Raw genomic sequence first — 14070 nt, 5'->3', positions numbered from 1 at the left:
CAACCGAGCCGAGCGGGACACGGGTCAACCGCCGAGTCGTAGGCTGCGAGGATGGCTCGGGATGAGTTGGTGCGGCTTCGGGCGAGTGCCGTGGACGAGGCGGCGACCCTGGCGCGCGATCTGGAGGGGCTGTTCGCGGCGGCTCGGGACTCGAACGGGGACGACGAGCACGATCCGGAAGGGGCCACGGTCGGGTTCGAGCGGGCTCAACTCACCGCGCTGCTGGCCGCGGCGCGGGAGCGGATCGTCGAGGTGGACGACGCGCTGCGGCGGTTCGACGCGGGGACCTACGGGATCTGTGAGCGCTGCGGGCAGCCGATCGGGGAGGGGCGGCTCGGCGCGCGGCCGTTCGCGCGCTGGTGTATCGACTGCGCGTGAACGGGTGCGGAGACCGTACGCGAAATCAGTTCTGGAATGTCTGGAGAGCCCAGAACAGCAGGCCGCCGACTGCCACCATCGCGGCGGCGGCGAGCCCGACCATCATCAGGAACGTCCGGGACAGTGCGGCGAGGCGGCCCTGGGGCGGCTGGCTGGGGGAGGCCGGTTCCTCCTCGAAGTCGAACACAGGCGGCACTGTACGCCGACGGCGCGGGCCGCATCCGCCCAGGTCACCCGGTAGGGGTGATCCGCGTGGCGGACCGGGGCTGGGACGCTGACCGGCATGAATGGATGGCTGATGTGGGGTCTGATCCTGCCGTTGCTGCTGGTGGTCGCGGGGATCATCGTCATTCTGCGCAAGCGGAACGGCCAGCGCTGACATGCCCGCCCGCCTCCGGGTCCTGCTGGTCGCGGTGCTGCTCGTGGCGGGCGGTTGCGGCGACGACGCGCAGCAGCGGCAGCTGGCGCGCAAGCAGGAGGCGCTCGCCGAGGCGAAGGCGGACCTGGCCGCCAAGGTGGAGGCGTTCTGCCGGTCCAGCGCCGGGTACGTCACCGCGCTGGACCGCTACGGCGACCTGATCAACGAAACCGCGCCGACGGTCGGTGACGTGAAGGCGGCCGGCGCCGACCTGGCCGAGCCGCGGGCCGACGTGGTCACCGCCGTGGAGCAGCTCACCGAGGCCCGCGCGGCGGTCGCGAAGGCGGAGCAGGACCTCGCCCAGCAGCTTTCGGCGCCGCCGTCCGGGTCGCCATCCGCCGCACCGCCGGTCGCCGCCACCACGGTCAACCGGGTCAAGCAGGCCGACGCCGACTTCACCGCCGCCCAGGCCGGCGTCACCGACCAGACGCCGCTGCGCGAGGCCGCCGAGCGCTTCAACGCCGCCGCGGTGGCCCTGGAGATGTCCTGGCTGAGCCTGCTCGGCGAGGCCGGCTGCCGGAACGAGGACCAGTACGCCCAGGCCCGCGACTACACCCTGGCCGTGCAGAAGTCCCTGGCCCAGGCCGGGTACTACGCCAAGGAGATCGACGGGGTCTACGGCCCGGCCACCGTCGCCGCCGTCGAAACCCTGCAGAAGGCTCACGACCTGCCGGTGACCGGAACCGTCGACAAGGCCACCGACGCCGCGCTGCAGGCCGACCTGCGGGCCAGGGGCGGCGCGGCGGCCGACGACGCGATCGCCGCCACCGCCGCCGTCCAGCAGACCCTCAAGCTGGCCGGCTTCTGGACCGGCCCGGTCGACGGCGCCTGGACCGACGAACTGACCACCGCGCTCAAGTCCTTCCAGAGCGAGCTGGGCGTCGAGCCCACCGGAACGGTGGACGCCGCCACGATCGCCGCCGTCGAGCAGGCGCAGCGGCACAAGGCGACGCCGTCCGCCTCGCCGAGCGGCTAGCCGCTAGCCGGCGCTCCGAGGCGGCGCGGGCAGCTCGGGTCGGCCCAGGTCGGACGGCGTATGCACGGGTCCCGCCACCGAGGGCGGCGGCTGGTAGCCGGGCGGCCAGGGCTGCCGGAACAGGGCGGCGCAGATGACCACGGTCGCCCACGGCACCCAGGGGCCGCGGACCATGATCGGGTTGGCGCCTTCGAAGTGCAGCGCGGCGGAGTAGTTGTCCGGGTGCGGCTCGATCATCAGCAGGGCGCCGTAGTCGTACGAACTCCACTGCTCGGTCATCACCAGGAGCCGCTGATTGGTGATGATCGCCGGGAACCGCCCCCACGGACGCCACTGGGGCCGGGCCGCGGCTTCCGCCTTGCGCCGGTTGTTGGCGTTCACCGCGGCGGACGCGGCCAGGGTCGCGGCGGTGAACAGCAGCCCGCCGGCGGCGAACATGCTGCTGGAGTACTCGACGTCGGCGCTGCAGAAGATCTGCGCGTCGACGGTGAGCGCGCCGTACTGCACCTCGTCGCGGCGGCACATGATCGTGGGGGCGACCACGGCCGGGGAGCCGCCGTTCCGCACGTGGGCGATCAAATGCAGCATCGCCTGCCAGCCGGCCGTGGCCTGCTCCTCTTGGTTCTGTTCGACCTGCCTGTTGTACACGCGTCTCGCTCCCTTCCGGTGGCGAGACTGCCAGGCCGGGGATCGCTGCGATAGGCACGTTCCGCCCACAGTGGCCGATTGTGTCCATTGCGATCAGGGCCGGTCGCTTGATCAGGTCGGAAAACCAACCGGATGGTCATCAGGACTGCGCGAACAGGGGCGCCATTCCGAGTCGCCGACGCTAGACCGGCAACGCCACCCGGTTGCGGCCGTCCGCCTTGGCGCGGTAGAGCGCCGCGTCGGCGCGGGCGGTCAGCTCGTCGGAGGTCTCGGTGCCGTCCCACTGGGCGACGCCGGCCGAGAACGACTGGCCGAGCGGCGTCGCCAGGCGCATCCGGTCGACGATCTCGCGGGCCTGCTCGGCGGTGGCGTCCGGGAGCATCAGGACGAACTCCTCGCCGCCGTACCGGGCCAGGTGGTCGACCTCGCGGGAGTGCGCCAGCCAGGCCGCCGCGGCCTCCTTGAGCAGGCGGTCGCCGGCCGGGTGCCCGTACGCGTCGTTGAACTTCTTGAAGTGGTCGATGTCGATCACCGCGACGGTCAGCGGGGAGCCGCCGCGCCGGGCCCGTTCGATGCCGCGCGGCAGCTCGGTGTTCCAGGCGCGGCGGTTCGGCAGGCCGGTCAGCTCGTCGGTGACGGCCAGCTCGCGGGCCTTCTCGGTCTGCAGGTCGAGCTGAGTGAGCAGCTGCGACATGCGGGTGACGACGAGTAGGAAGAGCGCGGCGCAGCCGACCGCGATGGACAGCACGTCGGTCACCCGGTGCTGGGTCGCCTGCACGATCAGCAGGCCGGGACCGATCAGCGAGGCGAAGGTGAGGGCGAACAGCAGTGGCCGGCTGATCCGGGCCGGGCGCGGCGCCACGGTGCGGGCCAGCGACCGGGCGTCCGGGTGCACGGCGGCCGCGCCGAACAGCAGGTAGCCGGCCAGGAAGATGTCGGCGAGCAGCCGGTGCGCGACCGGGCCGGGCTCCCAGGCCATCTGGTTGATCACCGCCCAGGTGCCGTCGCCGGCCAGGAAGCAGATCAGCGCGGCGGACACCAGCCGGAACGACGCGTTGTGGCCGCTGCCGGTGAGCATCAGCCGCACGGTCATGGCGAGCAGCACCACGTCGCCGAGCGGGTAGGCGACGCTGACGATGTGCCCGAGGAACCCGATGGTCGGGTCGGCGGCCGCCGGTTTCACCATGAACACCCAGGCCAGCAGGCCGATGCCGGTGGTCAGGGTGGTCGCGTCGACCAGGCTGGACCAGTCGCGGTGCGCGGTGCGCCGGCGGATCAGCAGGAACATGCCGGCCGCCACCGCGGGGTACAGCGACAGGTAGGCCGCGTCGGCCCAGGACGGGAAGCCGGGGCTGATCTGGGTCTGGGTGAGTACCCACTCGACCAGGATGCCGCCGGAGTTGCCGGCCAGCCCGAGCGCGAACAGCCACCAGGACGCGGCCATCGCGGGGCGGCTCCGGCGCACCCCGACGATGATCATCGCGGCGGCGAACCAGCCGCAACCGACCTGCCAGATCAGTTGCAGCGTGCTGCCGTCGGGCACGACCAGGAACCCGGCCAGCCCGACCGCCGCCACGACCAGATAACACCGCATCAACCGGCTACTCACACTCCGATGACATCCGGCCCCGGTTTCCGGCCGGGTCGCATTCGGGTGCAGTCGGGTTGCCATTGTTAACAAAAATGCCGATGCCATTACCTTACGTGAATTTTACTCTCCACTTGGGAGGGTCTCCGCGCATCACCGAAGCGACGGGGAGGAATGCCAACAGTGGATCGGTACCGAAAATGGGGCTGGGGTCTCGGCCTCGCCACGGTCTCCGCGGTGAGCGCCTTCGGCCTCGCCTCCTGGCAGGCGCACGCCGCGCCGAGCACACCGCCGAACACGGCCGCGACCGCCGAGCCGGCCCGGGTCACCGACCCGAGCCCGCTGCCCGAGGCCGCCGCCGGCACCGGCAAGGACCCGCTGACCAGCACCGAGGTCGACAAGGCGCGGGCCGCCGCGGTCACCCCCGGGCTGGCCGCCAGCGCCGAGGACGTCACCGGCAAGGCGGGCCCGGAATACCTGGCGACCGAGCTGGACGAGGACGGCGGCCGCCGGGCCGAGCTCTACTACTACGACTACAAGACCGAGAAGCTCTACAAACAGGTCGTCGACCTGACGACCGGCAAGCTCGTGAAATCGTATTCCTCGACCGGAATGCAGCCGCCGGCGTCGCCGCAGGAGGCCAAGACCGCATTGGATCTCCTGGTCGCCTCCCCGCTCAGCGCGGACTTCAAGGAGGCCTACCGCAAGGCCACCGGAAAGGCCTTCGACGGTACGGCCGGAATCGAGCCGATCGCGCACATCTACACCGCCAAGCCGGCCGATCAGGGCGCCGGCCAGTGCGGCAAGAGCCGGTGCGTGCAGCTGATCGTGAAGAGCGCGGACGGCCACTTCATCAACGTCACCGACCTCGTCGTCGACCTGTCCGGGCGTGCCGTCGCCCGCCTCAAGTGAGCCACGGATGAGCGGAGATCGCAGCACCATGACGTACCGAAAGACCGCCGCCGCGGCGGCTCTGCTGACCTCGGCCGTGCTGGCCGTGGCCGCACCGTCCGCGGCCCAGGCGGCGCCCGCGGCGGCGACCCCGTGCGGCGCCTCGGCGATGGTCAAGGAGACCCTGCCGAACGGCACCACCTGGCAGATGTGCTGGCGGATCAACGACAAGGCCGGCCTGGTGCTGGACCACGTCTCGGTCGCCACCAAGAAGTACCCGCAGCCGGTGCAGGTGCTCGACTCGATCCGGCTGGCGCAGCTGAACGTCCCCTACGACACCGGTGACACCGAGTACAACGACCTGACCGCCATCGGCATGGGCGGGTACGGCATGGAGACGCTCACCGGCGACGACTGCAAGGGCGGCTCGATCCGGCTCGGCTCGGACGGCGGCGGCGAGCCGGAGCAGCGCAAGGTGCTCTGCGTCAGCGCCGAGCCGCGCGGCCTGGCCTACCGGCTGCACGACTGGGACGACCAGTCGGAGACCGAGAAGGTCTACTCCCAGCAGGGCCACGACCTGGTGCTCCGCACGATCAGCAAGCTCGGCTGGTACGAGTACGTCACCGAGTACCGCCTGCACGACGACGGCCAGATCACCGCGCGCCTGGGCGCCACCGGCGACCTCGCCCCGAGCGAGTACTCGACCAGCAGCACCGGCTGGCCGATCGGCAAGGCGGCCCGGGACTACGCGACCATGCACTACCACAACGCGTTCTGGCGGGTCGACTTCAACATCGACGGCAAGGGCGGCGAGAAGGTCGAGCAGTACGACACCACCACCGACGGCCGCGGCACGGTGGCGGCGAAGCTGAAGACCACGAAGACCGCGATCGCCAAGGAGGGCACCTTCAGCAAGGTGAACCAGCGGTGGTGGCGGGTGGTCAGCCCGACCAGCAAGAACGTCGACGGGCACCAGCGCTCCTACGAGGTGGTCACCAACGGTGGCGACCGGTACGAGGGTCACCCGGAGACCAAGCCGGACATCACCTTCTCGCAGAAGGACCCGTGCGAGAAGTGGGCCAGCGACAACGCCTCCGACCCGGAGTGCCCGCTGGACATCCAGACGGTCGTGGACTTCGTCAAGGACAAGCAGAAGCTGACCGACCCGGTGGCCTGGGTGCGGGTCGGCTTCCACCACGTGCCGCGCGACGAGGACCAGAGCCCGATGCCGATGCACTGGCAGGGCTTCGAGCTGGTGCCGCGCGACTTCACCGAGATGAACCCGCTGACCCCGGCCGGTCTGGCCGGCCGGAACGGCAACCAGTCGCAGGAGTGAACCCGGGCCGGCCCGGTGACCACGTCACCGGGCCGGCGCCCGTACCGGAAAGGGCTTTGATCGTGAATCTCCGACGCCTCGCGGCGGCCCTGGTGCTGCTGGTCGCGGTGGTGGCCGCGGTCCTGCTGCGCAACGGCGACGAGCCGGCCCAGCGGGCGGTGGCCGCGGAGCCGGCGGGCCGGCCGTCCGGCGTCGACGTGCACTTCGCGCAGATGATGATCGTGCATCACGAGCAGGCGGTGGCGATGAGCCGCACGCTGATCGCCAAGGGCGCCGTCCCGGAGCGGATCCGGCTGATCGCCGAGTTCATCGTCCAGGACCAGCAGCGCGAGATCGACCAGACCACCGAGTGGCTGACCGCCTGGGGCGAGCCGGTCGCCGGTCCGGCCACCGGACCCGCCGGTTCCGGCGACGCCGGGCACGGCATGCTGACCGCCGCCCAGCTGGGCGAGCTGGACCGGGCCGACGCGCGCACCGCGCCCGGGGTCTTCCTGCGCCTGATGATCGAGCACCATCGCGGCGCGATCACCATGTCCCGGTCGCTGCTCGACGGCCCGGCCGGCAACCCCTACCTGCACAGCCTGGCCAAGCACGTGATCAACGAGCAGACCGCGGAGAACACCGCGATGACCGCCCTGCTCTAATCCGCGTCGGCCGGGTACCAGCGCAGCTCGACGGTGTGGCCGTCCGGGTCGCGGACGTAGATCGAGACGGCGTCGCCGCGGGCGCCGGAGCGGGTGACCGGGCCGGTCAGCACGGTGAAGACGCCGGACGCGAGCACCTCGTCCCAGTCCAGCGGGTCGACCACCAGGCAGAAGTGATCGATGGCCGACCCGCCCCCGGGCCGGTGGACCAGGTCGATGATGGTGTCCGGGCTGACCCGCACGGACGGGAAGCCGGACGTCCCGGCCCGCCACCGGTCCACCCGCTCGGCCCGCAGGCCCAGCACCCCGCAGTAGAAGTCCAGCGACCGCTCCACGTCCTCGACGTGCAGCACGAGGTGGTCGAATCCGCGAACCCGCACGGCGCTCATCGGTGTTCCCCCTGTTCGATCGGTTCGTCGTTCACGATGCCGTTCCCGGGGGCGGCGACCAAGATCGGATCCGCATACGATCGTTGACCTGGAGTCAACGAAGGAGCGGCGGCGCATGCTGGAGCGGTACGAGGTCGAGACGTTCCTGACGCTCGCCGAGGAGCTGCACTTCGGCCGGACGGCGGAGCGCCTGCGGGTCTCCACCGGCCGGGTCAGCCACGTCATCCGCAAGCTGGAACGGCAGATCGGCGCCCCGCTGTTCGACCGCACCAGCCGCCGCGTCGAGATCACCCCGATCGGCCGGCAGCTGGCCGGCGAGCTGGGCCCGCTGGTCGAGCGGATGGAGGCCGCGGTGCGCCGGGCCGTCGACGCCGGGCGCGGGGTGACCGGGCGGCTGCGGGTGGCGTTCCTCGGCGAATACGTGGCGCCGGTGCTGCACAAGGCGGTCGCCCGGTTCGCCGAGCGGTACCCGGACTGCGACGTCGAGGTGCACGAGGTGCAGCTGTACAACTCCCGGGCCAGCCTGGTCGACGGCTCGATCGACATCCTGGTCGCGGCGTTCCCGTTCGACGCGATGGCGAACGGGCCGGCGCTGATGCTGGAACGCCGGCTGCTGGCCGTCGCGGCGAACCATCCGCTGGCCGGGCGTGAGTCGGTGTCGCTGGAGGCGCTCGCCGACTTCCCGGTGATTCAGTACCCGGAGATGACCTCGGCGGAGTTCAAGCGGGACCGCACCCCGGAGCAGACGCCGTCCGGCCGTCCGGTCCCGAAGGGGCCGGCCGGCAAGACGTTCTCCGAGATGCTCTCGCACGTGGCGCTGGGCCGTGGGGTGCTGCCGGTCGGCGAGCTGACGCAGCGCTACCACCCGCGGCCGGACATCGCCTACGTCCCGATCAGCGACGCTCCGCCGATCCAGCGCGGCCCGGTCTGGCTGGAGTCGAACACCACGGCGCGGGTGCAGGCTTTCGTCGAGGCCGCGGCGGAGGCGAATCCGCTTCCCTGATCCGTCAGGCGCCGGCTCGTTGCTGTCGCGGCCGCCCGCTGCGGGTCGCGGCCGGTCGCGGCCGCGATCTCGGGTCACGGTCCGCTCTCCCGGTCGCGGCCTGTTCTTGCTCAGGCGCGCGGATTGCCGGTACGCCGCCGCGCTCGGTCACCCGGTGGTGGGTAGCAGCGCCCGGCTCAACGCGCAGTTCGCCGAGCCGGCCGCGGAGATCGCCGCGTCCCTGTCGGAGACCGCGCCACGCCACTTACGCCGCCCGGCGCGGATCGATCCGGGTTCACCCTCGCGGGGTCGCGGTCACCACCACGTTGTCGCGGTAGTGCCGGGTCTGCGGGTCGAACGGGCCGCCGCAGGTGATCAGGGTGAGCCGGACGGCGCCGTCGCGGGCGAAGTACTCGGACAGCGGGATGGCGGTCTTGCGGAAGCGTTCCCGGGCCACCACCTCGAAGTCGCGGGTCCGGCCGCCGGGCCCGGTGAGGGTGATCGTGTCGCCGGCGTCGAGCGAGCCGAGCCGGAAGAACGCGCCCTCGCCCTCGGCGGCGCTGTCCACGTGACCGGCGACGACGATCGAGCCGGCGCCGGCCGCGAAGCCCGGTCCGAACTTGTACCAGCCGACCCGGTCGACGCTGGGCGGGACGGCGAAGTCGCCGGTCGCCGGGTCGATGCCGACCGCGTCGACGGTGGCGTCGAGGTCCAGGGCCGGGATCCGCAGCCGGGCCGGCGCGTCGGCGCGGGCGCGGACCGGCAGGGTGCCGTCGGCGATCGGCACCGGGGCCGCCGCCGCGGTGGGCGGCGACGCCGGGGCCGAGGCCAGGGCGGTGACGGCCGGGGCGCCGAAGTCGTCCGCCGGCTGCGACCGGCAACTGGCGATCCCGGCCGCGGTGACCAGCACGACGCCGGGCACGAGCAGGAGCAGGGCACGCCCCGGCGAGTGCCGGGGCGTGCCGTCGCGGCGGGAGATGCTCATCGGCGGGCGGTGACCAGCCGGGTCAGGCCCAGGGCGGCGAGCAGGATGCCGACGCCGCCGATGCCGTACCAGGGCAGCGAGCCGTTGCCGTCGGCGCGGCCGCCGTCACCGCTGGGCACCCCGCCCGGCGCCGAGTGCAGCCCGGTGATCTCCTGCGAGACGAGGTCGAGCGTCTTGTCCTCGGCCGAGCCGACCGCGTAGACGATGGTCGCGGTGCCCTCGGCGAGGTCGAGGTCGGCCGGGCCGAGGACCCGGGTGCTGGTGCCGGCCAGCACCACGTCGGCGGAGACCGACCCGGCGGGCAGGTCGGCCTTGCCCTCCTTGCCGTTGGTCACGTCCTGGAACACCGGCTTGCCGCCGGCCCGGATGTCGACCGCCGGCGCGGCCGCCGTGTGCCGCACGATCAGCCGGGCCTGGCCGGCGCCGAGCTTGCCGGTGTCGTTGACGAACGGGGTCAGCGTGGGTTTGCCGCCCTCGTCCAGGTGGGCGACCAGGCTGATGTTGGCGTCGCCGGGGACCTCGGCGTCGTCGACCTTGAGCAGCGCGCTGCCGAGGGCGTCGCCGGGCTTGGTGAGCGCGATGTCGTACTTGCCGGCGGGCAGGTCGAGCGGGCCGGCGACCTTGCCCGGCTGGAAGTCCGGGATGGTCTTCTTGCCGTTCACGTAGACGTCCACCGGCTGCCCGGGGATGCCGTGGACGACCGAGACCTTCGAGTTCGCCGCGGCGTTCGCCGGCGAGGCGGAGAAGCCGGCGAAGCCGCCGAGGGCGAGCAGGGTCACGGCGCCGACGGCGGCGGCGCGGCCGAGAGGCAGAATGCGCATCGGAACTCCTGGGGTGATCGGCGTTGAATGGCGTACGACCGGTCCTTCGCCGCGACGGCGGCGCATGGATGCAGCCGGATCGGAAACTGGCTGCAACCGTCGGGGACCCGGGAGGCGAAGTGTCAGTGAGTCAGGAAATCGGGAAGGAGGTCGATGAGCGCCGACAACGAGCTCGCCGAGCGGTTACGCGCCGGCGACGCGACAGCCTTGCGGGAGGCGTACGACCGGCACGGCGCGGCCGTGCTCTATCTGGCGCAGCGGGTGCTGGGCAACGCGGCCGACGCCGAGGACGTCACCCAGGTGACGTTCGTGGCGGCCTGGGCCGGCCGGGACGGCTTCGATCCGCAGCGCGGGACGCTGCTGGCCTGGCTGCTCGGCATCGCCCGGCGCAAGGCGGTGGACCGGGTGCGGGCGGCGGCGCGCGAGCAGCGGGCCACCGGCGCCGCGCAGGCCCAGCCGCCGGCGGCGCCGGCCGCGGAGTCGCCGGAGCGGGTCGTCGACCGCCTGGTGGTCGCCGATGAGCTGCGGCGGCTGCCCGAGGACCAGCGACGCACACTGGAGCTGGCGTTCTTCGACGACCTGACGCACGCCCAGATCGCGGCGGTCACCGGACTGCCGCTCGGTACGGTCAAGAGCCATCTCCGGCGGGGGATGGCAAGCCTGCGACGCCGTTGGGAGGTGGACGGTGCAACACTTGGATCCCGATCGGCTGGTCCTTCTCGCGCTCTCTGAGGAACTCGAGGAGCTGACCGAGCTCGATCACCTGGAGCACTGCGCCGCCTGCCGGCAGGAGATGCAGTCTTTGCGCGAGGTCGCCGAGATCGGCTCGCAGGTGCGCGAGGTGCGGGAGCTGCCCGCCCCGCCGGAGCACCTGTGGCAGGCCATCGAGGCGGGCATCGCCGGCCCTCGCGAGCCGGCTGCGGCGCCCGTGCCGGTGATCACCCTGGCCGAGCACCGGGACGCTCCGCGCCGGTCCCGGCGGCGATGGGTGGCTCCGCTGATCGCCGCGGCGGCAGCGGCCGTGCTGGCGGTGGCGGGCACGATCGGCCTCGACCGGTTCCTCGACCGGGCGCCGGCCGAGCGGGTCACCGCCCAGGCGACGCTCACCCCGCTGCCGGCCGTGCCGCCCGGCGCCGGTGGTGACGTGCGGGTGCTCGCCGATGGGGAGCTGCGGATCGACGTACGCAATCTGCCGTTGACGTCCGGTTTTCACGAGGTGTGGCTGCTCGACCCGGACACTCCGGGCAAGATGGTGGCGGTCGGGAATCTGCCCGCCACGGCCGAGGCGGTCCTGGAGGTGCCACCCGGCACCGACCTCAACCGGTACCGCGTGGTCGACGTCAGCGACGAGCCGCACGACGGCGACGCCACGCACTCCGGCAAGAGCCTGCTCCGCGGGACTCTGACCAGGTGACGGCCCGGGTGGTGGCCGTGGCAGCCACCACCCGGGTCCGGGTCAGTCCAGGCCGAGGCCGCGGCGGCCGATCGCGTTCAGGTCGGCCGCCTGGAAGCGGTCCGGCCAGTCGCGCTCGTAGTGCTCGGCCGGGAAGTCGCTGGGGCTCTCGCCGGTCAGGAAGGCTTGGCGTACGGACTCGGCGTACCGCTCGTTGCGCGGGCACCACGGGGCGGCCGGGATGTACATGACGTTGCCCCAGCCCTGCTGGTCCTCGACCGGCGCGACACTGTGGATCATGTCGCAGTGCCACCAGACCGAGTCGCCGGCCCGGACGTCCGGGATGCCGGTCAGCGCGGCCAGCAGCGGCGCGTGCCACTTGTGGCCGGCCGGGAAGACCTGGTTGACGGTGACCCCGCACATGTCGTCGTCGGGCACGTCGGGCAGCAGCGGGCGCAGCATCAGGTAGGCCATCGCCTCCGGGACCGGCACCGTGTGCAGCACGCCCTGGTCGTGATCCATGTCGGACAGCGCGGTCCAGCCCTGGAAGGTGCGGAAGGCCGAGCACATGGTCGAGCCCGGGTACTGCGGGCCGGCGGTGCGGTGCGCGGCGTCCCACGGGTCGTACCGCTCGACGCTGCCGTCGAACAGGTGCCGGAACGCCTGCTGGTAGGCCCGGGTCATCCACAGGTCCAGGGTGCCCGGGTCGAGGTGGGTGCCGAGCCCGGCCGAGTCGGCGCCCTCCGGGCGACGGCGGATCCGGTCCGGGTAGAGCGAGTCGCGCTGCGGGTCGAACCAGCGCACGCCGTCCGACTCGTGCTTCCACAGACCGTTCAGAAAGGCCTGCACGGTGGCCATCCGCTCGCTCTGCCGGGCCTGCATCTGCGGCGGCGACCAGTAGATCGGGTAGATCTCCGGCTTGGAGCCGACGCTGCCGAAGAAGTCGTCGCCGGGGCCGCGGTAGCTCTCGAAGAAGCGGTTGCCGGTCACGTAGTCGACGATCTCGCCGTCCCAGCGCAGCGCCTGGTCCCGGTCGAAGTGCCCGCGCACCACCAGGCAGCCGCGGCGGCGCAGCAGGTCGCGCTGGGCGTCGGTGACCGTGCCGGCGGCGATGTCGGCGAACTCGATCACCGGCCAGACGCTCTCGCCGCGGTGGCGGGCCGCGGCGATGTCGTCGACGGCGGCCTGGACCCGCGCCTCGACGACGGCGAAGACCTCCTCGACGGTGCGCCCGGAGGCGGCGATCCGCTCGCGCAGCGCGGCCTTGATCTCGCGGATGGCGGCGGGCAGGTCGGCGGGCGTCTCTTCCCAGTGCGGCAGGGCGGTGGTCACGGTCGCGGTCCCTTCAAGTCAAGTCTCCTTACTTGAATCGACTGTAGGACGCCGGTCGCTTTCCAGGCAAGGCTCCTGACTAGAATCGGCACGTGGACTCCGCCAAGCCGTCGCTGGAGCTCGTCCGCTCGGTCACCGACGAGCGGGTGCTGCGCGCGCTGATCCGGCACCGCCGGCTCACCCGGGCCGAGCTGGCCGGCGAGATCGGCATCTCCAAGCCGACCGCGGGGGAGAGCGTGCGCCGGCTCGCCGAGCGCGGGCTGGTCGCCGACACCGGCGAGCGGACCCCGGGCGGGCGGGGCCGGGGCCGGGTGGGGTTCTACTACGCGCTGGCCCCGGCGGTGGGCGCGGCGCTGGCCGTCACGATCACGCCGGAGGGTGTGGTCGCCGAGCGCCTCGACGTCTACGGCGACACGGTCGCCCGCGCCACCCGCCGGATCGACCGCCCGGCCCGCCCGGACCGGGTCGCCGCCGCGCTGCACGAGGTCGCCACCGAGCTTGCCGGCGCCGGCTCGGAGGGCGCGGATCCGGGCGCCGCCGGGGGAGGCGCGCAGGCTGACCGCGCCGGCTCCGACGGGCAGCCGGTCCGGGTGGCGGTGGTCAGCGCCGCCGACCCGGTGGACCGGGCCACCGGCCGCCTCGTCCACCTGCCCGACTCACCGTTCCTGGTCGGCGACCTCGACCCGGTGGCCGTCCTGGCGCCGTTCGTGACCGGCCCGGTGGTCGTCGACAACGACGTCAACTGGGCCGCCCTCGCCGAGCGCGACAGCGCCCCGGACCTGCGCGACTTCGCCTACCTCTACCTCGGCGAGGGTCTGGGCTGCGCGATCGTCAACGACGGCGAGATCCGGCGCGGCCGGACCGGTCTGACCGGCGAGGTCGCGCACGTCTTCACCCCCGGCCCGGACGGCCGGGCGGTCCGCTTCATCGAGCTTTTCGCCGAGCTGGGGCTGCGCCACCCGGACTCCACCGCGATCGACGTCGACCGCTTGCTGCGCCGCACGCAGACCCACCGGGCCCTCGGCGTCGCGGCCGGCGGGGTGATCGCCGCCCTGATCGCGCTCGCCGACCCGCAGGAGGTGGTGGTCGGCGGCTCCTGGGGCCCCGCCCTGCTGCCCGAGATCGTGGCCGCGGCCACCTGGGCACCCCGCGAGGTCACGGTCCGCGCTCCCGGCCCGGCCGCCGACCCGGTCTTGGCCGGCGTCCGCACCGCCGCGATCGACCACCTCCGCGAGACGGTCGCCCGCACGCCGGCCTGATCCCGGCGGTGTGACCGGGCGCTCGACGGG

At 72.8% G+C, this 14070-nt stretch carries 16 protein-coding genes; 9 read left to right on the top strand and 7 right to left on the bottom strand.

All coding sequences use genetic code 11. The features are described 5' to 3' along the window. The first annotated feature begins 51 nt into the window (after positions 1-51). A complete protein-coding gene (locus tag BJY16_RS37685; RefSeq protein WP_185044320.1) occupies positions 52-378 on the top strand; it encodes a TraR/DksA family transcriptional regulator in 327 nt (108 codons plus the stop codon). Positions 379-403: 25 nt separating this feature from the next. On the opposite strand, the gene BJY16_RS37680 is transcribed toward BJY16_RS37685, so the two are convergent. Continuing rightward, positions 404-565, bottom strand: coding sequence for a hypothetical protein (locus BJY16_RS37680; protein ID WP_185044319.1), 162 nt, complete (start codon positions 563-565; stop codon positions 404-406). A 193-nt stretch (positions 566-758) separates the two neighbouring features. Between BJY16_RS37680 and BJY16_RS37675 the strand changes: the two genes are divergently transcribed. Continuing rightward, the gene (locus BJY16_RS37675; protein ID WP_185044318.1) at positions 759-1772 is read left to right on the top strand and encodes a peptidoglycan-binding domain-containing protein; all 1014 of its coding nucleotides are present in this window, start codon (positions 759-761) and stop codon (positions 1770-1772) included. A 3-nt stretch (positions 1773-1775) separates the two neighbouring features. Here BJY16_RS37675 and BJY16_RS37670 read toward each other — a convergent pair whose 3' ends face one another. Both BJY16_RS37670 and BJY16_RS37665 read right to left on the bottom strand, forming a co-directional pair. Next, complete coding sequence (locus BJY16_RS37670) at positions 1776-2420, bottom strand: hypothetical protein (RefSeq protein WP_185044317.1); 645 nt, start codon at positions 2418-2420, stop codon at positions 1776-1778. Positions 2421-2601: 181 nt separating this feature from the next. Next, positions 2602-4029, bottom strand: a complete 1428-nt coding sequence (locus BJY16_RS37665) for a GGDEF domain-containing protein (RefSeq protein ID WP_239176989.1) — start codon at positions 4027-4029, stop codon at positions 2602-2604. Positions 4030-4191: 162 nt separating this feature from the next. Here BJY16_RS37665 and BJY16_RS37660 point away from each other — a divergent pair, with 162 nt between their 5' ends. From BJY16_RS37660 to BJY16_RS37650, 3 genes are all read left to right on the top strand, one after another. Beyond that, the gene (locus BJY16_RS37660) at positions 4192-4920 is read left to right on the top strand and encodes a hypothetical protein (protein WP_185044316.1); all 729 of its coding nucleotides are present in this window, start codon (positions 4192-4194) and stop codon (positions 4918-4920) included. Between the two features lie 28 nt (positions 4921-4948). Beyond that, positions 4949-6235: a copper amine oxidase gene (locus tag BJY16_RS37655; RefSeq protein WP_185044315.1), complete on the top strand. Its 1287-nt coding sequence runs from the start codon at positions 4949-4951 to the stop codon at positions 6233-6235. 62 nt (positions 6236-6297) lie between these two features. Then, positions 6298-6879, top strand: coding sequence for a DUF305 domain-containing protein (locus BJY16_RS37650; RefSeq protein WP_185044314.1), 582 nt, complete (start codon positions 6298-6300; stop codon positions 6877-6879). Here the strand turns inward: BJY16_RS37650 and BJY16_RS37645 are convergent. Beyond that, entirely contained in the window at positions 6876-7268 is a 393-nt protein-coding gene (locus BJY16_RS37645) for a VOC family protein (protein WP_185044313.1), read from the bottom strand. The genes BJY16_RS37650 and BJY16_RS37645 overlap by 4 nt on opposite strands. Positions 7269-7383: 115 nt before the next feature. On the opposite strand from BJY16_RS37645, the gene BJY16_RS37640 reads away from it, so the two are divergent. Then, on the top strand, positions 7384-8271 hold the full coding sequence (locus BJY16_RS37640; RefSeq protein WP_185044312.1) for a LysR family transcriptional regulator: 888 nt from the start codon (positions 7384-7386) through the stop codon (positions 8269-8271). Positions 8272-8545: 274 nt separating this feature from the next. On the opposite strand, the gene BJY16_RS37635 is transcribed toward BJY16_RS37640, so the two are convergent. Continuing rightward, positions 8546-9235, bottom strand: coding sequence for a class F sortase (locus BJY16_RS37635; RefSeq protein ID WP_185044311.1), 690 nt, complete (start codon positions 9233-9235; stop codon positions 8546-8548). After that, positions 9232-10056 (bottom strand): DUF4397 domain-containing protein, encoded by an 825-nt coding sequence (locus BJY16_RS37630; protein WP_185044310.1) that lies wholly within the window; start codon positions 10054-10056, stop codon positions 9232-9234. The genes BJY16_RS37635 and BJY16_RS37630 overlap by 4 nt, the downstream gene beginning before the upstream one ends. A 153-nt stretch (positions 10057-10209) precedes the next feature. On the opposite strand from BJY16_RS37630, the gene BJY16_RS37625 reads away from it, so the two are divergent. Next, complete coding sequence (locus BJY16_RS37625) at positions 10210-10788, top strand: RNA polymerase sigma factor (protein WP_185044309.1); 579 nt, start codon at positions 10210-10212, stop codon at positions 10786-10788. Then, positions 10742-11470: an anti-sigma factor gene (locus BJY16_RS37620; RefSeq protein ID WP_185044308.1), complete on the top strand. Its 729-nt coding sequence runs from the start codon at positions 10742-10744 to the stop codon at positions 11468-11470. Before BJY16_RS37625 ends, BJY16_RS37620 begins: the two co-directional genes overlap by 47 nt. Positions 11471-11512: 42 nt before the next feature. On the opposite strand, the gene BJY16_RS37615 is transcribed toward BJY16_RS37620, so the two are convergent. Next, complete coding sequence (locus BJY16_RS37615; protein WP_185044307.1) at positions 11513-12781, bottom strand: DUF1479 domain-containing protein; 1269 nt, start codon at positions 12779-12781, stop codon at positions 11513-11515. Between the two features lie 92 nt (positions 12782-12873). Between BJY16_RS37615 and BJY16_RS37610 the strand changes: the two genes are divergently transcribed. Next, entirely contained in the window at positions 12874-14040 is a 1167-nt protein-coding gene (locus tag BJY16_RS37610; RefSeq protein ID WP_185044306.1) for an ROK family transcriptional regulator, read from the top strand. Positions 14041-14070 lie beyond the last annotated feature (30 nt).

The organism is Actinoplanes octamycinicus (genome assembly GCF_014205225.1).
GTDB lineage: Bacteria > Actinomycetota > Actinomycetes > Mycobacteriales > Micromonosporaceae > Actinoplanes > Actinoplanes octamycinicus.
This window is presented reverse-complemented; position numbering and strand designations above follow the sequence as displayed.